20 protein-coding genes are annotated in these 19,470 nt (G+C 30.4%); 18 read left to right on the forward strand and 2 right to left on the reverse strand.

All coding sequences use genetic code 11. The features are described 5' to 3' along the window. Positions 1 to 17: 17 nt before the first annotated feature. The 5 genes from ACEG17_RS00110 (at position 18) to ACEG17_RS00130 (ending at position 3,494) form a co-directional block, all read left to right on the forward strand. Positions 18 to 1,199: a phosphopentomutase gene (locus tag ACEG17_RS00110; RefSeq protein ID WP_299574719.1), complete on the forward strand. Its 1,182-nt coding sequence runs from the start codon at positions 18 to 20 to the stop codon at positions 1,197 to 1,199. A gap of 55 nt (positions 1,200 to 1,254) precedes the next feature. After that, a complete protein-coding gene (locus ACEG17_RS00115) occupies positions 1,255 to 1,758 on the forward strand; it encodes a hypothetical protein (RefSeq protein ID WP_372582080.1) in 504 nt (167 codons plus the stop codon). Then, a complete protein-coding gene (locus ACEG17_RS00120) occupies positions 1,746 to 2,147 on the forward strand; it encodes a hypothetical protein (protein ID WP_372582081.1) in 402 nt (133 codons plus the stop codon). Before ACEG17_RS00115 ends, ACEG17_RS00120 begins: the two co-directional genes overlap by 13 nt. Before the next feature lie 24 nt (positions 2,148 to 2,171). Further along, positions 2,172 to 2,822 (forward strand): NUDIX hydrolase N-terminal domain-containing protein, encoded by a 651-nt coding sequence (locus tag ACEG17_RS00125; RefSeq protein ID WP_372582082.1) that lies wholly within the window; start codon positions 2,172 to 2,174, stop codon positions 2,820 to 2,822. 186 nt (positions 2,823 to 3,008) lie between these two features. Beyond that, entirely contained in the window at positions 3,009 to 3,494 is a 486-nt protein-coding gene (locus ACEG17_RS00130) for a GNAT family N-acetyltransferase (RefSeq protein ID WP_372582083.1), read from the forward strand. A gap of 404 nt (positions 3,495 to 3,898) precedes the next feature. Here the strand turns inward: ACEG17_RS00130 and hpf are convergent, their stop codons facing one another. Then, positions 3,899 to 4,219 carry a ribosome hibernation-promoting factor, HPF/YfiA family gene (gene hpf / locus ACEG17_RS00135; RefSeq protein ID WP_147005245.1) on the reverse strand — a complete coding sequence of 107 codons (321 nt, stop codon included), beginning with the start codon at positions 4,217 to 4,219 and terminating at the stop codon, positions 3,899 to 3,901. A gap of 158 nt (positions 4,220 to 4,377) precedes the next feature. On the opposite strand from hpf, the gene ACEG17_RS00140 reads away from it, so the two are divergent. From ACEG17_RS00140 to ACEG17_RS00200, 13 genes are all read left to right on the forward strand, one after another. Continuing rightward, positions 4,378 to 5,070, forward strand: coding sequence for a DNA-3-methyladenine glycosylase (locus ACEG17_RS00140; protein WP_372582084.1), 693 nt, complete (start codon positions 4,378 to 4,380; stop codon positions 5,068 to 5,070). Between the two features lie 697 nt (positions 5,071 to 5,767). Then, a complete protein-coding gene (locus ACEG17_RS00145; RefSeq protein ID WP_372582085.1) occupies positions 5,768 to 9,574 on the forward strand; it encodes a phosphoribosylformylglycinamidine synthase in 3,807 nt (1,268 codons plus the stop codon). Positions 9,575 to 9,633: 59 nt separating this feature from the next. Continuing rightward, positions 9,634 to 10,707, forward strand: coding sequence for a YiiG family protein (locus ACEG17_RS00150; RefSeq protein ID WP_372582086.1), 1,074 nt, complete (start codon positions 9,634 to 9,636; stop codon positions 10,705 to 10,707). Between the two features lie 23 nt (positions 10,708 to 10,730). Continuing rightward, the gene (gene purE, locus ACEG17_RS00155; protein ID WP_372582087.1) at positions 10,731 to 11,210 is read left to right on the forward strand and encodes a 5-(carboxyamino)imidazole ribonucleotide mutase; all 480 of its coding nucleotides are present in this window, start codon (positions 10,731 to 10,733) and stop codon (positions 11,208 to 11,210) included. A 120-nt stretch (positions 11,211 to 11,330) separates the two neighbouring features. Continuing rightward, positions 11,331 to 12,047: a phosphoribosylaminoimidazolesuccinocarboxamide synthase gene (purC, locus tag ACEG17_RS00160; protein ID WP_372582088.1), complete on the forward strand. Its 717-nt coding sequence runs from the start codon at positions 11,331 to 11,333 to the stop codon at positions 12,045 to 12,047. Positions 12,048 to 12,183: 136 nt separating this feature from the next. Next, the gene (gene purF / locus ACEG17_RS00165; RefSeq protein ID WP_372582089.1) at positions 12,184 to 13,635 is read left to right on the forward strand and encodes an amidophosphoribosyltransferase; all 1,452 of its coding nucleotides are present in this window, start codon (positions 12,184 to 12,186) and stop codon (positions 13,633 to 13,635) included. A gap of 9 nt (positions 13,636 to 13,644) precedes the next feature. Continuing rightward, on the forward strand, positions 13,645 to 13,932 hold the full coding sequence (locus tag ACEG17_RS00170) for a YciI family protein (RefSeq protein ID WP_372582090.1): 288 nt from the start codon (positions 13,645 to 13,647) through the stop codon (positions 13,930 to 13,932). 21 nt (positions 13,933 to 13,953) lie between these two features. Then, the gene (purM, locus tag ACEG17_RS00175) at positions 13,954 to 14,952 is read left to right on the forward strand and encodes a phosphoribosylformylglycinamidine cyclo-ligase (RefSeq protein WP_372582091.1); all 999 of its coding nucleotides are present in this window, start codon (positions 13,954 to 13,956) and stop codon (positions 14,950 to 14,952) included. Next, complete coding sequence (gene purN, locus ACEG17_RS00180) at positions 14,940 to 15,563, forward strand: phosphoribosylglycinamide formyltransferase (protein ID WP_299573122.1); 624 nt, start codon at positions 14,940 to 14,942, stop codon at positions 15,561 to 15,563. Before purM ends, purN begins: the two co-directional genes overlap by 13 nt. 27 nt (positions 15,564 to 15,590) lie before the next feature. Continuing rightward, a complete protein-coding gene (locus tag ACEG17_RS00185; RefSeq protein ID WP_372582092.1) occupies positions 15,591 to 15,743 on the forward strand; it encodes a hypothetical protein in 153 nt (50 codons plus the stop codon). Positions 15,744 to 15,892: 149 nt separating this feature from the next. After that, positions 15,893 to 16,441 carry a hypothetical protein gene (locus ACEG17_RS00190; protein ID WP_372582093.1) on the forward strand — a complete coding sequence of 183 codons (549 nt, stop codon included), beginning with the start codon at positions 15,893 to 15,895 and terminating at the stop codon, positions 16,439 to 16,441. A 65-nt stretch (positions 16,442 to 16,506) separates the two neighbouring features. Then, positions 16,507 to 17,052, forward strand: coding sequence for a tetratricopeptide repeat protein (locus tag ACEG17_RS00195; protein ID WP_372582094.1), 546 nt, complete (start codon positions 16,507 to 16,509; stop codon positions 17,050 to 17,052). A 24-nt stretch (positions 17,053 to 17,076) separates the two neighbouring features. Beyond that, positions 17,077 to 17,679 carry a hypothetical protein gene (locus tag ACEG17_RS00200; protein WP_372582095.1) on the forward strand — a complete coding sequence of 201 codons (603 nt, stop codon included), beginning with the start codon at positions 17,077 to 17,079 and terminating at the stop codon, positions 17,677 to 17,679. An 84-nt stretch (positions 17,680 to 17,763) separates the two neighbouring features. On the opposite strand, the gene malQ is transcribed toward ACEG17_RS00200, so the two are convergent. Then, positions 17,764 to 19,260, reverse strand: coding sequence for a 4-alpha-glucanotransferase (gene malQ / locus ACEG17_RS00205; protein ID WP_372582296.1), 1,497 nt, complete (start codon positions 19,258 to 19,260; stop codon positions 17,764 to 17,766). Positions 19,261 to 19,470 lie beyond the last annotated feature (210 nt).

Here is a 19,470-nt window from a genome sequence, read left to right on the forward strand (position 1 = left end):
AGAAAGGAAGATAAAAAATGAAAAAAATAGAAAGAATTACATTAATTGTACTAGACAGTGTTGGAGCAGGAGAATTGCCTGATGCAAATTTATTTGATGATTGCGGGTCAAATACCTTAGGAAATATGGCAAAAGCGTATGGTGGAATGAGCTTGCCTAATATGGGGAAATTGGGGCTTGGAAATATTACTGAGATTGAAGGGACTCCAGCTGTGGAGAAAGCTGAAGGGGCTTATGGAAGAGCGATTGAAGTATCGCATGGAAAAGATTCAACAACTGGACATTGGGAAATTGCTGGTGTACCGCTAGAACGTCCATTTCCAAATTATAAAGATGGATTTTCAGATGAGGTTATAAAGGAATTTGAAGAAAAAACTGGAAGAAAAGTTATGCTAAATAAGCCAATTTCAGGAACTGTCGCAATTGATCAATATGGGGAAGAGCAAATTAGAACAGGTAACTGGATAGTTTACGGTTCAGCAGATCCTGTATTCCAGATTGCTGCAAATGAAGAAATTATACCATTGGAAGAACTTTACAAGGCGTGTGAAATTGCACTTGAAATTTGTAATGAGAAATCACCTGTGGCAAGGGTAATTGCAAGACCTTATGTTGGTAAAAAAGTAGGAGAATTTAAGAGAACTGCGAATAGACACGACTTTTCAATTGATCCTCCAAAAGAAAGCATGCTTGAAAGATTGGAAAAAGCTGGACTTGATGTAGTGGGAATTGGAAAAACGAGCGACTTGTTCAATGGAAAAGGAATTACAGATAATAGAAAAGCTAATCAGGATAATCTAGACGGAATTAAGAAAACGATAGCTGCATTGAAGGAAGATACAAAAGGATTGATTTTTACTAACTTAGTTGATTTTGATGCTGTTTACGGACACAGAAGAAATGTTGAAGGATATGTAAAGGCTCTAATTGAATTTGATAACTGGCTGCCTGAAATCGAGAAAAACTTGAAAGATGATGAAATCTTGATTATCACAGCTGATCACGGAAACGATCCTACATACAAAGGGACAGATCATACGAGAGAATATATACCTATAATGATTTATGGTAAAAATGTTAAAAAGAATGTAAATATTGGAACTAGAAAAACTTTTGCGGATATTGCGGCAACTGTTGAGGAAATTTTATTGGGAACTGAAAAAGAAGGAAGCTTTGCAAAAGAAATTTTGGAAGACTAAAAAATAGATAAATATGGGTTAATTGAGGTTGAAAATTAGATGAAGTGAGAGAGTTATGCTGAAAACACCTTTTGGAAATATACGAATGTTTTTGGATAAAAAAGAAGTTGAGTTTAATTTTTCTAAAATTCGAAATTCTAAATCTTTTTTGAAAACTGAAACATATTTATTGAAGTATGAATTTAAAAAGGAAAAAGTAGATAAAATAAACAAACATTTTTTAAAATGTATTTTAGAAACAGATTTTGAATATGAAAGTTATGTTGAGAGTGGCGAGAGATTGGAAGCGATTTCTTTTGAAATTAATAACGAGAAATTGACGATAGGGACAACTTCTGGATTATCTATGGCAGAATCTGATGGGAATAATAATGATTTTGATATTGAGTATTTGGAAAATGGAATTGAAATTGTAATTTTTGAAAAAACAAGGAATCAAATTTTTAGTTTTGGAGTTTCTTTTCTAGAAAATGTAAATGTAGAAAATGAAGTTCAAACATGGCTTGCAGTTGATTATGCGATAAATTTAAAAGAAAGGGTAAATAAATGCCAAAATTAATAATAAACAACCTGAATATAAAAGAAAAAAATGCTGATAAAAACGGTACAACTGGTTACAGAGTAAGAATAGATGGTGGGAATCCGATAGAATTTAGGAAAAAATATTTGGAAATCCAAGTTTCAAAAGGAGAACATGAAGTTACAATATTTAGGACTGGACTTAAAAAGGTTGTGAAGAAAATTAAGGTGATGGGAAAAGAAGCAAAGGTTTCTGTAAGGATTGATGTTAGTTTACCAATAATGATGGTGATACTGCAATTAATAATAAATAATTTTGTTTTTCCGAAACTTTCACTTTTGAGAACAATTTTTAGTGTTATCTTTTTAATTTTATTTTTGTATTTGATGTTTATGAGGGAAGTAATAAAGGTGGATGTTGAGGAGTAGAGTTTTGATAGAGGGTGATGATTGGTGAAAGATGGAAAAAAATCAGAGAAAAAAGTGGAAGAGGAAAAATGGTTAAATTGGGCAATTGAATTGCAAAGTCTGGCTCAAGCGGGACTTGCGTATGGAAAGGATAAGTTTGATATTGAGCGATTTGAGAGAATTAGAGAGATTTCAGCAGAGATGGTAGCTCATAAGACTGATATTTCGATAGAAAAAGTAAAAAATCTGTTTTGCAATGAAGTTGGATATCAGACGCCTAAAATTGATACTAGAGCTGCAATTTTTGAAAATAATAAGATTTTACTAATTCAGGAGAGTAATGGAAAATGGGCATTGCCAGGCGGATGGGCAGATGTTCATCTTTCAGTTAAGGAAAATGTGCTAAAGGAAGTTAAGGAGGAAGCTGGAATTGAAGCAAGTGCAGAAATGATAGTAGCCTTACTGGATGTAACAAAAAATCAAGGAAAAGCAATTCCTTATGGCATAACAAAAATTTTTGTGTTGTGTGAATATGTTAGTGGAAAATTTGAGAAAAATATAGAAACAATTGATAGTCAATATTTTGGAATTGATGAATTGCCAGAGCTTGCAACTAATAAAACTACCGCTGAGCAGATACAGATGTGTTTTAAAGCTAATGAAAATAGAGATAAATGGAAAGTGATTTTTGATTAGAGATAATTGTGGATGTTAAAAATTAAACGAGAAATTGTATAAAAAATTATTTTGTGAATTGAAAAAAATTTTATAAACATAAATATTATATATTTTTTTAAAGTAGAAAATACTATTTTTGTTAGCTTTTTAAAAATAATAAATATATACAAAATTCATATTTAAATAAAAAAGAAAGGATAAAAGATGAAAATTAGAAAAGCTACAATTAATGATTTGAAAGAATTGGCGAGAATTGAGCAGGAATGTTTTCCTGTAGCAGAAGCGGCAACTGAAGAAATTTTTTGTAAGAGACTGGAAGTTTATCCAGATTTTTTTTGGATTTTGGAAAATGAGGCTGGGGAAATTGTTTCATTTGTAAATGGCATGGCTATAGATAATGAGATTCTTACGGATGAGATATTTGAAAATCCTGATTTACATAATAAAAATGGCGATTGGCAAATGATTTTTGGAGTGAATACGCTTCCAGAGTTTAGAAGGAAAGGTTATGCTGAAAGAGTTTTGAGAAGAGTTGTGGAAGATACGAAAAAAGATGGTAGGAAAGGCATTGTTTTGACTTGTAAAGATAAACTTGTTTCATTTTATGAAAAAATTGGATTCGTGAATGAAGGATTGTCGGACTCAACGCATGGAAATGCGATTTGGTATAATATGAGAATAATTTTTTAAAAAATTAATATCGCTAAAAATAGTTAATATTAGAATAGGTTACCAAAATTAAAACACAGAAGAATGAAAGTATACTTCTAATATATTGGAAACATTCACTATTTTTATAAATATTATCAAAAAGTTACAGGTTTTCCACAAGTAGAAAATATATTCTTTTTTATAACATAGATTATATAGTAAAACTTATTTAAAACTAAACTCAAAAGCTATGACTATTTTACTCAAACCATAAATTTATATAATTTTAGCAGTTTAATTTAAAATAGGTTTGAGTGTATGATGTATTATGATAAATTCAAAAATATATAAAAAAGACTAATCTAAAACTTCTAAAGTTCTAAAATAGTCTTTTTTTATATATCACACTTTTTTACTTTTAAAATATTTTTTAAAAATTATAATTAATGCGAACCTTTTTTATTATAATCTTTTTGTTTTTCTTTATATTTTCTGACTTGTCTTTCTAGTCTGTCAGCTAAGTCATCAATTGCTGCATACAGATCTTTGTTTTCAGCTTCTATTTTTATCTTTGTACCGCTTGCATAAACTAATCCGTCAGCTTTATGAATTGGCCCTTCAGATTTTGTGTCTTCGACTGTCAGAACAACATCGACTTCTGTGATAGCTTCCGAATACTTAGAAATTCTGCTTATTTTTTCTTCAGTATAAGTTTTAATTGCATCTGTAATTTTAAGTTGTTTTCCGCTAATAATGATTTTCATAAATCATCACATCCTTTCATCTATGTCAATAATATTGTACCTTGAAAAAATTAAATGTCAATAGATAAAATAAAATAATTAAAATTATTTGTTGAAATCTTAAAAAGAATGTTATAAAATTTTATTAATCTAAAAGTTAAAAAATATAAGGTGAAAAAATGAAAAAAAATAATATACATAATATGAAAGAATTTTTTGAACAGGATACAGTTTCGCTTGCAAAAAATTTACTTGGAAAATTAATACTCGTAAAAAAAAATAATGAATTATTAGGAGGATATATTGTAGAAACGGAAGCTTATTTGGGAGTAGTAGATAGGGCTTGTCACGGATTTGAAGGAAAATTGACTCCAAAGGTTGAGGCCTTGTTTGGGAAAGCGGGAACAGTTTATATTTATACTATGCATACACATAAAATGCTTAATATTGTAAGTTGTGAAGAAGGAAATCCACAGGCAGTATTAATTAGAGGAATTGAGCCTGTGATAAATGTTGAAAGAATGATTGAAAATAGAGGAAAAGAGGGAATTTTAATTAGCAATGGACCTGGAAAATTGACAAAGGCGATGGGAATCGGAGATGTGTTCAACAAAAGTAAGATTTGTGAAATCACGAAAAAATTTCAGAAAGTATCAAAAAAATCAATTTATGATATTGAAAATATGGAAGAAAATATACTTTATATTGATTTTGAGAACAGTAAAATACCTAAAAATATCGAGAGTTCAGCAAGAATAGGTATTCCAAATAAAGGAATCTGGACAGAAAAGGAATTACGATATTTTGTTACAGGGAATAAATATGTTTCAGGAATGAAAAAATCTGAGTTTAAAGATGAGTGCTGGAAATAATTTTTTAGGTATTGAAAAAATAGTAAAATTTTGTTATACTTTTATTAAGTGGAAGATTTTATGAAAAATATCAAAATTTTAAGTGAAGTATTTATTATTGTTTGTAAAGTTAAATTTGTTGTGGAGGAAAGATGAAAAAAAATTTTTTTGTCAGAAGAGCAATCAAGATATTTTTTACAGGACAAATTGTAAAATTGTCTGCTTTGTTATGTATAAAATGTAAAAAAATTAAATATATAAATTTGTGTCAGAAATCTAGGTGAATTTTGTTTACTTAGATTTTTTTATTTTTTATATTATTTTGATTAATAACAGTTATTTTAATTTATTATTTATAACAATCTTTTTTTATGCAGAGGTATCATACGCCATACCTCTGCACTCCCGCTTTACGCAAAACTTTCTTATAAAAGAAAAAGAAAACTCGCTTTTGAGAATAAATTATTTTAATACCCAAAAATAGATTTTTTTAAAAATGTTTTGTAAAAGCTCAAACAGTTCTTTTTCTTTTAACGAAATTTTGCTTGGTATTTATTTTACTCAAATAAACTATTATGATTAAATATTAAAAAATATTTAGAAAAGTTTAATCTTGAAGGGCAATGGTAACTGTTTAGCTTTATTTAATAAAAAACAATAAAGGTCTTAAATTAGTTAATATAAATAAAAAAATATAGCAGAAAGAAGGAGAGAAAAAATGAATTATAGAATCTTTGTGGAAAAAAAAGAAGATTTTAGAGTGGAAGCACAGAATTTGTTTAGTGACTTGAAGGAGAACATCGGGATAGATGGACTTGTTGATGTAAGAGTCTTGAATATTTATGATGTATTTAACTTGGGTGAAAATGATTTGGAAAAATTGGAAAAAACTGTATTTTCGGAAATAAACGTTGACAATGTTTTTAGGTCATTTGACGAAGTGTTTAAGGAAAAAGATTCAGAAAATGTGTATTTTTCAGTGGAGTTTTTGCCGGGCCAATATGATCAGAGAGCGGATTCTGCAATTCAATGTATAAATTTATTGATTGACAAAGATAATAATATTAACGTAAAAAGCGGAAAATTGATAATTTTATACGGAAAAATTTCTCCTGATGAACTTGCGAGAATAAAAAAATATTATATAAATGAGGTTGAGGCAAGAGAAAAAGATTTAAATGTTCTAAGTGAAAATGTCGAAACTGAAAATACGGATGATGTTATTGTTTATGAAGGATTTACTGAAAAAACAAAAGAGGAAATCGAAAGTCTTAAAAATGAATTGGAACTGGCGATGACTGTGAATGACTTGCTATTTATTCAGGAATATTTTAAAAACGAGGAAAAAAGAAATCCTACGGAAACTGAAATTCGTGTTCTTGATACTTACTGGAGCGATCATTGCCGACACACAACTTTTGAAACAATTATTGATGATATAAAAGTTGAAAATGAAACTTATAAAAATATTATTGAAAAGGCTATTAATGAGTATTTGGAAAGCAGGGAGTACGTTCATGCTGACAGAATTTCTAAAAAGCCTATGACTCTTATGGATCTTGCTACAATTTTTGGAAAAGATCAGAGAAAAAATGGGAACTTGCCAGATTTGGAAGTTTCGGATGAGATAAATGCGTGTTCGATTTATATTGATGTGCCAATTGAAAGAATTGATGAAAATGGGAAAAAGAATACAGTTACTGAAAAATGGATTTTGCAGTTTAAGAATGAAACTCATAACCATCCAACAGAAATTGAGCCGTTTGGAGGGGCTTCTACTTGTATTGGTGGAGCAATCCGTGATCCATTATCTGGAAGAACTTATGTTTATCAGGCTGTGAGAATTAGCGGTTCTGCTGATCCGACTGAAAAAATTGAGGATACAATGGCTGGGAAATTGCCACAAAAGGTTATTACGCAAGTAGCTTCACACGGATTTTCTTCTTACGGAAATCAGATTGGACTTGCGACAACTCACGTGAATGAAATTTACGATGAAGGATATAAGGCTAAAAGGATGGAACTGGGGCTAGTTGTGGGAGCGGCACCTGCTGAAAATATTATTCGTGAAAAGCCTGAAAATGGGGATATTGTAATTTTACTTGGAGGAAGAACTGGAAGAGACGGAATTGGAGGAGCAACTGGATCGTCTAAGGAGCATACAACAGAATCTTCAGAAAAATCAAGCGCTGAAGTGCAAAAAGGAAATGCAATTGTTGAAAGAAAAATTCAAAGACTTTTCAGAAACAGAAATGTTACAAAATTAATTAAGAAATGTAATGACTTTGGAGCTGGAGGAGTTTCAGTTGCAATCGGGGAACTGGCTGACGGGCTTGAAATTGACTTGAATAAGGTAAGAGTGAAATATATTGGGCTAAATGGTACGGAACTTGCTATTTCAGAATCGCAGGAGAGAATGGCAGTTGTTATTGAAAAACAAAACTTGGATAAATTTATAGAATTTGCAAATGAGGAAAATCTGGAAGCGTATCAAGTGGCTGAAATTAACGATTCAAATAGGCTTGTTATGAAATACAATGGAAAAGCGATTGTAGATATTTCAAGAGATTTCCTAAATACAAACGGAGCTGCTTCAAATATCAATATCACAATTGAAAATACACCAAGATTGAATTTAAACAGGGAAATTGAAGGAAATGACTTTAGAAACAAATTTGTAAATAACTTGAAAGATTTGAATGTAGCTTCACAAAGAGGATTAGTTGAAACTTTTGACGCAACAATCGGGGCAACTACTGTATTAATGCCATTTGGTGGGAAATATCAGTTGACGCCTGCGGAAGTTTCGGTACAGAAAGTGTCTGTAATTAATGCGGAAACAGATGTCTCTTCAATGGTTGGGTATGGATATAATCCTTATGTTGCAAAACAAAGTACATTCCATGGCGGTGCTTACGCTGTAATTGAGTCAATGGCAAAAGTTGTCGCTGGTGGAGGAAACTACAAAAACATCAGATTTACATTCCAGGAATATTTTGAAAGACTGGGGCAGGATTCTAAAAAATGGGGTAAACCATTATCAGCATTATTAGGAGCATTGCACATTCAAAAAGCCTTTGGATTGCCGTCAATTGGTGGAAAGGACTCAATGAGCGGAACATTTAACGAAATTTCTGTACCGCCAACATTGGTATCGTTTGCAGTAAGCGTTACAGATGCCGAAAATGTGATTTCTAGCGAATTTAAAAAGGCTGGAAACAATGTGTACTTAATTACAACGCCAAATGATGAAAATGACTTGCCAAAACTTGATGAATTAAAGGCAAACTTTGATTTTATAACTGAAAATATAAGAAATAAAAAAATTGTATCTGCTATGGCTGTGAAAAATGGTGGAATTGCAGAAAGCATTGCAAAAATGGCATTTGGAAATGAACTGGGTGTGGATGTTTTGGCACAAATTGATGAAAATGACTGGTTTAAAGTAAATTACGGAGCATTTATTGTGGAAACTGCTGAAAATATTGAGTATAAAAATGCGATGTTGCTTGGAAAAGTTACTGATGAAGCCAAAATTGCTGTAAATGGAATAACTTTTGAATTGGATGAGTTAATCGGAAATTGGGAAAACAAACTTGAAAAAATCTTCCCAACAAAAAAAGAAGTGGCAAAAGAGCATGAAATTGCACATTGTGAAGGCTTAAAATATGAAAAACTTGCTAAAATTGAGCATGAAAATATAATTAGTAATATCTCAAACACTTATGCAAAACCTAGAGTGTTTATACCAGTATTTCCAGGAACAAATTCAGAATATGATCTAGAAAGAGCATTTAACCGTGAAGGAGGAATTTCTAAAATAGGAGTGTTTAACAACTTGTCTCATAGAAATATTTTAAATTCAATTGATAATTTTGTTAAAGAAATTAATAATTCACAGATTTTAATGCTGCCAGGAGGATTTAGTGCAGGAGATGAGCCAGATGGTTCTGCTAAATTTATGGTTGCTGTCCTAAAAAATAAAAAAGTAAAAGAAGCTGTGGAAAATTTACTAAAGAGAGATGGACTAATCTTAGGAATTTGTAACGGTTTCCAAGCACTTATAAAATCAGGATTACTTCCTTACGGGGAAATTCGTGAATTGAACGAAACTTCACCAACTTTAACCTTTAACGCAATTGATAAACATATGTCAAAAATCGTGCAGACAAAAATTATAACAAATAACTCTCCGTGGCTTTCTGATATGGAAGAGGGAGATATTCACTCTGTTCCGATTTCTCACGGCGAAGGAAGAATAATTATTACAGAGGAAGAATACAAAAAATTATTCAAAAATAATCAAATTGCAACAAAATATGTAGGTTTAGATGGAAATTCAACTATGGATTCTCAATTTAACCCAAACGGTTCATATTATGCAATTGAAGGAATGCTTGCTCATAATGGTAGAATTTTTGGGAAAATGGGACATTCTGAAAGAAAAGGAAAGAATGTTTATAAAAATATTTACGGAAATAAAGAGCAGAATATTTTTAGAAATGGAATAAAATTTTTTAAATAAATAATATCTTTTTTCTTATAAATAATAAATTTTTAATCGAGAGGAATTTTTATAAAATTATGAATAAAAAACGATTATTCTTAGTGATTATAACTTTTCTATTCATTATAAACTGTCATTCAAATCAGGAAGATGGAATAACGATAGAAAAAATATTACATTTTCCAGAAAAAACTGAAAATAAGAAGACAAACTATTATGATAAAGAATACTTAAAGGAACAAGATATAAGAAACAAGAAAGGTGAGTATAGCCTGATTTTATCAGGTTATGCTTATTCACCAGATAAAGATGCCTATTATAATGTTTACAGGTCGAGCTTCCTAGATGAAAAAGGTAATTTTATAAAAGGAACACCTAAGAATATTGAGGATTTTCTTGTATATGAAAAAGTAATGGATGTTGGATTAGAAACTTTTTATAAAGAGATTGATAATCTTGAAAAAGTAGAAAAAAAAGAGCCTAAATTAGCAGAACTTGATAAGTATGTACAGGATTGGATAAATGTTCTAAGAGAAGAAAGGACAAAAATAAAAGAAATTAGAAGTTATTATGAAACTGGAGAATATAAAAAAGATGATTATTCAAAAGGCAAAGTTTTGAATGATGAATATTTAAAAATTTTATATAAAAGAAAACAAATATTTAGAACATTTAATAAGAAAGTGAAAGAAGAAGACTACGAAGAAGAAAAAACAATAATATCAAATTCCATATCTGATGATAATTTATACATGAATTTAAGAAAATTAAATTTATTAATGGGAATTTTTGATGACAGATTATATGACTGGAATGAGATTTCTATTGGAAAAAATGAGAAATTTAATGTTGATATAAAGAATCAGAAGAGATATAGGGCAGAATTAGAGTTAATTTTAGCAGAAGTAGAAAAACAATTGAAAAAAACAAAAGAATTAACAACGGATTCTAAAATACATTCAATGCATTTAAAAAAAGATATGTATATAAAAATACTTGAGCAAGGGGATAAGGGTGTGGAATTATCTAAAAAAATATTGGATAAAATAGATAATAAAAATTATGATAATTTGAATGCACTTGCAGTTGACAATGTTGTAAACACGCTTGAAATGTATATAAATATACGGCAAAATCTAATAGTAAAATAATAAACTTAGAAGGAGGAATTATAATGAAAGTAGCAATATTTTTTGGAAGTCAGTCGGATACTGAAAAAATGAGAGGTGCAGCAAATTGTCTGAAGGAATTTGGGATTGGGTACGAGGCTTATGTACTGTCAGCTCACAGGGTTCCTGAAAAATTGGAGGAAGTTCTTGCAGATGTGGAAAAGAAAGGGGCTGAAGTGATTATCGCTGGAGCTGGGCTTGCGGCACATTTACCAGGAGTTATTGCTTCAAAGACAATTCTTCCAGTTGTAGGCGTACCTTTAAATGGAGCGATTGGAGGGCTTGATGCACTTTATTCAATTGTACAGATGCCAAAGTCTATTCCTGTGGCAACAGTTGGAATTGATAATTCATATAATGCAGGAATGCTGGCTGTGCAGATTTTAGCGGTGAAATATCCTGAAATTAAGGAAAAACTGATTAATTTCAGAAAAGAAATGAAGGCTAAGTTTATTGCGGATAATGAGAAAAAAATTGAATTATAAATTTGGTTAAATTAATGAATGTTGAGTTAGTTGAATAAAAATTAGTATTTAAAAAATTTATAAAGATTAGAGAAAAAATAGAAAATATATTAAAAAGTGGAAATTAGGAGGAAATAAAAAATGGAAAAAAGAGAACAAATTTATGAAGGAAAAGCAAAATCAATTTTTTCAACAGATAAAGCAGATGAAATAATTATGTATTTTAAGGATGATGCAACAGCTTTTAATGGGGTAAAAAAAGACCAGTTGGAAGATAAGGGGATTTTGAATAATAAAATTTCTACGTTGATTTATGAATATTTGATAAAAAATGGTGTGAAAACTCACTGGATTGAAACTTTGAATGAAAGGGAGCAACTTTGTAAAAAAGTGGAAATTGTGCCTTTGGAAGTGATTATTAGAAATAGGGCGACTGGAAGTTTTGTGAAAAGATATGGAGCGGAAGAAGGAAAAATTTTTAAAAGACCTACATTTGAACTGTCGTATAAAAATGATGATTTAGGAGATCCGCTATTGAACGATGATCATGCTTTGGCTTTGGAATTGGTAACTGAAGATGAATTGGCTGAGATTAAAAAGCAAACTTTTTTGATAAATGACTTGCTTTCAAAATTATTTGATAAAATGAACTTGATTTTAGTGGATTATAAAATTGAGTTTGGAAGAGATAAGGATGGGAATATTTTGCTGGCTGATGAAATAAGTCCAGATTCAATGAGATTATGGGATAAGGATACACTTAAAAAATTGGATAAGGATAGATTTAGACAGGATTTAGGAGATGTAATGGGAGCATATCGTGAAGTTTTACGTCGTTTGGAAGAAGTGCTGAAATAAATTTTTTAGGAATTTAAGTACATATTAGTAAGAGAGTCTCGAATACTTGTTGTCGGATAAATAGGAGATATAATAAAAATATCAATAGAATTATAAATTTAGAATAGTTTATAATAAAAATGGAGGAAAATTACAAATGATTAAGAGTTTGAATGAGGAATGTGGAGTATTTGGAGTTTATGGACATCCTGATGCGGCAAGACTTACTTATTACGGGCTTCATAGCCTTCAGCATAGAGGGCAGGAAGCGGCAGGAATTGTGGTAAGTGATGGAAAACGTGTAAATGGACATCGTGGGCCTGGATTAGTGTCAGAAGTATTTAATGATGACAGAATATTTAATCGTCTGGAAGGGAATAGTGCCATAGGGCATGTGCGGTATGCAACTTCTGGGAGTAGCAGTGAACGTAATATTCAGCCATTTTTATTCCAATTTTTTGATGGAAGCATTGCTTTGGCACACAATGGAAACTTGATTAATGCAAGGACGTTAAAAAGAGAGCTAGAAGAACACGGTGCAATTTTTCATTCTTCGTCTGATACTGAAGTATTGGTTCACTTGATAAGAAGAAGCAAGGAAAAAGATTTTCTGAGCCAGTTAAAAGATGCATTGCGTCAAGTAAAAGGTGGCTTTTCTTTCGTAATTCAAACTCAGACAGAATTGTATGGGGCAGTAGATCCATTTGAATTTCGTCCTTTAATTCTAGGAAGAACAAAAAATGGAGCTTATATTTTGGCAAGTGAAACATGTGCATTGGAAATTGTGGGAGCAGAATTTATTAGAAATATAAGATCTGGAGAAGTTGCTATCATTGATGAAAGTGGATATAGAATAGAAAAATATACTGAAAACACTTCAACTGCCATTGCGGCAATGGAATATGTGTATTTTGCACGTCCTGATTCAGATATTTCTGGAGTAAACGTTCATAAGTCACGTAAAAGATGTGGAAGAAGATTGGCACAGGAAGCCCCAGTCGAACATGCAGATATTATAATTGGAGTTCCTAATTCATCATTGTCAGCAGCAAGTGGATATGCAGAGGAAATCGGAAAACCTTATGAAATGGGATTAATTAAAAATCAATATGTAGCACGTACTTTTATTCAGCCAACTCAGGAATTACGTGAGCAAGGTGTCAGAATGAAATTGTCAGCTGTAAAAAGCGTTGTAAAAGATAAAGTTGTAGTTATGATAGATGACTCAATAGTCCGTGGGACAACTTCAAGCCGTATAGTTCAGCTGTTAAAAGAAGCGGGAGCAAAGGAAGTACATGTCCGTATTGCATCTCCAGAATTTAAATTTCCTATTTTTTATGGAATAGATGTTTCAAAATCGTCTGAATTGATTTCGGCAAATAAAACTGTTGAGGAAGTAAGAGAATATATAGGAGCAGATTCGCTTGCATTTCTTAGCATAGATGGGCTGATTGAGTCAATAGGGCTTGATTTTGACGCACCTTATACAGGGCTTTGCATGGAATGTTTTAATGGAGATTATCCAGCTGGATTGGGTGATTACGAAAAAGAATTTTATGCTTCATTGACACCAATTCAGAAAGAGGCTTTAGAGAAATTAAAGAAGTGAGGTGAAAAAATGTATATTGTAAGTTTGAATTATATAAAAGAAGTAAGTGAAGTTGAAAAATATTTAGAAGAACATGTAAAATTTTTGGAAAAATATTATGAAATGGGAAAATTCATTTGTTCAGGAAGAAAAAATCCTAGAACAGGCGGTGTAATTTTATTAAATGCAGAAAGTTTAGCAGAAGTAGAAAGTATAATTTTAGAAGATCCATTTAATGTAAATGAAATTGCAGAATATGAAATTACGGAATTTTTTCCTACGAAATATAATAAAAATTTTAAAATATTTGTAGAATAAAAGATATAATAGGAGGAAAAAATGTCAATTTCTTATAAAGATTCGGGAGTAGATAAAGAAGAAGGGTACAAAAGTGTAGAAAAAATAAAAAATGGTGCTAAAAGTACATATAATGCCAATGTTATGAATGATTTGGGAAGTTTCGGAGCTTTATACAAACTTGGAGATTATAAAAAGCCTGTGCTGGTTTCTGGAACTGACGGAGTTGGGACGAAATTAAAAGTTGCATTTGAAACAGGAATTTACAATACAGTTGGAATAGACTGCGTAGCAATGTGTATAAACGATATTTTATGTCACGGAGCGAAACCCTTATTTTTCCTAGACTACTTAGCTTGCGGAAAATTAGATTCAAATGTGTCGGCTGAAATTGTAAGCGGAGTTGTGGAAGGATGCCTGCAGTCAGAAGCTGCCTTAATTGGTGGAGAAACGGCTGAAATGCCAGGATTTTATACTCCAGGTGAATACGATATTGCAGGATTTGCAGTAGGGGCGGTAGAAGAGGATCAAATTGTGAATGGTTCAGATGTTAAGGAAAATGATGTTTTAATTGCAATTCCATCGAGTGGAGCCCACAGTAACGGTTTTTCATTAATCAGAAAATTATTTACTGACTTTACTGAAGTTTATAATGGAAAAACAATTGGAGAGCATTTATTGACTCCAACAAAGATTTATGTAAAACCAGTTCAGGCTGTAATGAAGGAAGTAAAAATCAACGGAATGGCTCACATTACTGGTGGAGGGCTTATCGAAAACGTACCAAGAACAATACCTGACGGACTTTGTGCAAATATACAAAAATCAAAAATTCAAATTCACGAGTTATTTAAGCACGATGCATTTTCAAGAGTAAGCGAAGAGGAAATGTGGGGAACATTTAATATGGGTATAGGATTTGTATTGATTGTGGATGCAAAAGATAAGGAAAAAGTGATTGAAATTTTAGGACAAAATGGTGAAAATGCTTATGAAATTGGACATATTGGAAAAGGTGATGAAAAAATATGTCTAAAATAATTGAAAATTCAAAAGATAATTCAGAAAATAAAAAAACTCGAATAGCAGTGTTTATATCAGGCTCAGGCTCAAATTTACAGTCAATAATCGACAATATCGAAAATGGAAACTTAAACTGTGAAATTTCCTACGTGATTGCCGACAGGGAATGCTTTGGACTGGAAAGAGCTGAAAAACATGGGATAAAAAGTATAATGCTCGATAAAAAATTATTTGGAAAAAATTTATCAGATGAAATAAACGCTATTTTGGAAAATGATACAGAAAGAACAGATTACATCGTACTTGCAGGTTATCTGTCAATTTTATCAGAAAATTTCATAAACAAATGGAATCGTAAAATTATAAATATTCATCCGTCACTTCTCCCAAAATACGGTGGAAAAGGAATGTATGGAATAAAAGTCCACGAAGCTGTAATCGCAAACAAGGAAAAAGAAAGTGGCTGCACAATTCATTTTGTAGACAATGGAATAGACACAGGAGAAATTATAACAAATGTGAAAGTACCTGTTTATGAGAATGACACGCCTGAAATTTTGCAAAAGAGAGTGCTGGAAAAAGAGCATATTCTGCTGATTGAAGGGATTAAAAAGTTATTAGGACAATAATTTTAAAAGCAAAGGAATGAGTTAAATATGGATACAGATTATACTATTTTAGTGATATTAACATATATCATGATAATTATTGGAGGGGTAGCTGGAATAGGATTAATATTAGCTTTTTTTAGAAAATTAGGAAAAATTGAAAGCAAAGATAAATTAGAAGAAGAAAAATTAGATGATTGATTTTAGAAAGATTTGGAGGTAAACTATAATATGGAAGAAATATTAGTAATTGTTGCGATGATTGCAGGAGGAATAACTGGATTCTTGATGGTGAAGTTTATTCAGAAAAAATTAAAAGATAAAAAAGAAAAATAATTAAAGGAGGAGAAATGAAAAAAATAATATTATTGTTATTCTTAATACTAGGAATTTTATCTTTTTCAAAAGAAAAAAAAGTTTATATGCCGAAAGTGGTTATAACTATAATGGATGATAATTTCAAAAATCCTATTGCAAGAACTGTAGAGCAAAGCGGGGTGTTAACAAAAGCTCTATCATTAGGAGACATGGTTACTTTTAGATATAAAAGTGATGAGAAGAAATTTGCAGAAAAGTTGATAGAAGAAATTTGGAGAATGAACAAATCTCTTCCAAATAAATTAACTTTTTTGATAGAACAAAACGAAGAAAATACTATGGTTCAGATTTTACAACTGTTGAAAAAATATAGATATAGAGGTAATGTTGAAGTAATTGAATTATCATATCAAAAGAATGCTAAAATTTTGGAACAGACAAGTAAAAATGGCTGGGAATATAATCAATATTCTGATTTAAAAGATGTGGCAGGAGAAGTGGAAATTGGAGGCGTAAAATACAATAAAAATGAATATGTCGCAACACTTTTTATGCAAAAATATGACAATGTGAAAAGATAAATTTTTTTGATTAAAGATAAATATTGAAAAATATAAATTTATACAAAAACTGAGAGGAGATGAAAATGAAACATAAATTTTTAGTATTGATGATACTAATTTTTAGTTTTTCAATAATTTATGCAGCAAATGGCGATGAAGAATTTTTGAAGGCGAATGAATATTACAAGAAAAATGATTATTCTAATGCTGAAAAAATGTTTTTGGAATCGATAAAAAAAGGAAATATAAGAGCAAATTATAATTTAGCAACTTTATATTTAAACAAAAAAGAATATAAAAAAGCTGAAAAATATTATCTTGATGTGTTAGAAAAAGGAGATAGAAAAGATACTGAATTAATATCGGCAACAATATTTAATTTAGGGCAATTGGACCTTGAAATTGGAGAATACGATAAAGCGGAATATATGTTCAAATTCTTAGCGGATAAATTTCCAAAAGATACAATATATAGTTCTAAATTAGGAGCATTTTATTTTGTTCAAGGAAAGTATTCGGAAGCTGAAAAATATTTAAAACAAGCACTAAATTATATAAAAGATGATAAAAATTTAGAAAATAAAGTAAAAAAACTTTTGGAAGAAATTGATAAGAAAGTAAAAAAATAGGATTTAGGTGTTTAATGGAGGAATATGAAAAAAACAATAATTTTATCAGTATTGATTTTTAATTCATTATCATATTCAGCATATACAGGATTTGGATACATTACTGAACCAAAATTTACAAATCCAGATAAATGGAGCGATTTTAAGACAATGCATAAAGTTACAGATGATATTAGTCTTTTGATGAGTTATGAAGAATTTAAAAAAGTAGTTCCGCAAAAGGAATATTATCGTGATAATGATGGGGTAGACGATACTGTATTTTATTATGAAAAAGTAAAAGATCCTTTTGGAAATTATGCAAGAGGGAGTTTTTATTTTGCAAAAAATATACTTATGTCTTCAATTTTTGAATATGATACAACTGTAAAAGAACATAAAAAAATGGATGCTGAAATTAGAAAACTTTATTCTAAGAGAAAAGGATATACAAAACTTCAAAATGCATATGCTTCAGCAACATTTTTGTATAATTCAGGAACTTTGATGTATATAAAATTTGTTCCAGATAATAATAATTATAGTAGTAATACCGGAAAAACATTGATTCATATTCAAGTATCAAGTGCATTAAATATTGCAAAATATTTACAGGAGATACAAATACTGAATAGAATTGGAGATTAAAAAATAGAGAGTTTTTTGAATAATATTTTCAAATTTCTCTCTATTTTTATTTATCCTGATTTTTCAAATTCAAAAATTTTATAATTATCTTGAATAAACTTTTGTAAATTTAGCAATTTTTTCAGCTAATTCATCAGTTAATACACCATCTTTTAATCTCCATTGCCAGTTTCCGCTAGCAACTCCAGGAGTATTGATTCTAGCTTCACTTCCTAATCCTAAGAAATCTTGAATTGGAGCGATTGCCATGTTTGCAACAGAACTCCATGCACCTCTTATTGCATCCCAATGGATATTATCGTCAGTTTGTGAGTTTAAATAATCTCTTGCAAATTGTTTATCTTTTTCTTTTGCTTTTGTAAACCATCCGATTAATGTATCATTATCATGAGTTCCAGTATAAACTACACAGTTCTTTGTATAAGTATGAGGCAAGTAGTCATTTTCTTCTTCTGAATCAAATGCAAAACCTAAGATTTTCATTCCAGGAAATCCAGTTGCTTCTCTCAAATCAATAACACCTTGTGTCATTAATCCCAAGTCTTCGGCAATAATTGGTAATTCTCCCAATTCTTCCTTTATTTTATTAAATAAGTCAATTCCAGGTCCTTTTACCCATTGACCATTTATTGCAGTATCATCTCCATAAGGAACTGCCCAGTATGCTTCAAATCCTCTGAAGTGGTCAATTCTTATGATGTCGCAAGTGGAAAGGTTAGCTCTAACTCTGTCTACCCACCATTTGTAGTTTAACTCTTTTAATTTATCCCAGTCGTATAGAGGATTTCCCCAAAGCTGTCCTGTAGCACTGAAATAATCAGGCGGAACACCAGCTACTTTAACGGGTTTTAGTTCAGGATCGAAAAGGAAAATTTCTGGATTTGCCCATGCGTCAGAACTGTCTACCGCAACGAAGATTGGTATGTCTCCAATTATTTTAATTCCATTATCATTAGCATATTTTTTTACATTGTTCCATTGGTCGAAGAACAGGCATTGAATAAAGTTGTTGTATTCAACTTCATCAGCTAATTCTTCTTTGTATTTATTAATAGCGGCTTCTTCTCTAACTTTAATATCGTGCGGCCATTCAGTCCAAGGAAGTCCATTAAAGTGGTTTTTTAAAGATATAAACAAGCTGTAATCATTTAACCAATCGCTATTTTCAGCTTTAAAAGTTTCTAATTTTCTTTTTAAATCATCATTTCCATTAGCTTTAAAATTTTCAAATGCTTTTCTTAGTAAAGGATATTTTTGATTATAAATAGCACCATAATCAACATATTCCTTATTGTCACCAAAATTAATATCTTTCAAATCTTCCTCTGATAATAAATTTTGCTCAATTAATAAGTCAAAATCAATCAGATATGGATTTCCAGCGAATGTCGAAAAACATTGATAAGGTGAATCACCGTATCCAGTTGGACCTAATGGGAAAATTTGCCATAATTTTTGATTTGCTTTTTTTAAGAAATCCACAAATTTATATGCTTCCTTTCCTAAACTTCCAATTCCATATTTTCCAGGAAGTGAAGTAGGATGTAACAAAATACCAGAACTTCTCTCAAACATTTCTATATCCTCCTTAAAATTTATTAATAAAATTAATTTTCATTTCTCATACTAAATATACTATATTTTATGCCAAAAGTCAACATATACGTAAATGTAAAATTATCAAGGAATTAAAATTGATTTCAACTGATTATATTTAAAAGATTACAGATATATCTTATAAAAAAATTAATGAAATTTGATAGTGAATGTGATATAATACAGACAGTTATT

It is taken from the genome of Leptotrichia hongkongensis (assembly GCF_041538065.1).
Classification (GTDB): Bacteria; Fusobacteriota; Fusobacteriia; order Fusobacteriales; family Leptotrichiaceae; genus Leptotrichia; species Leptotrichia hongkongensis.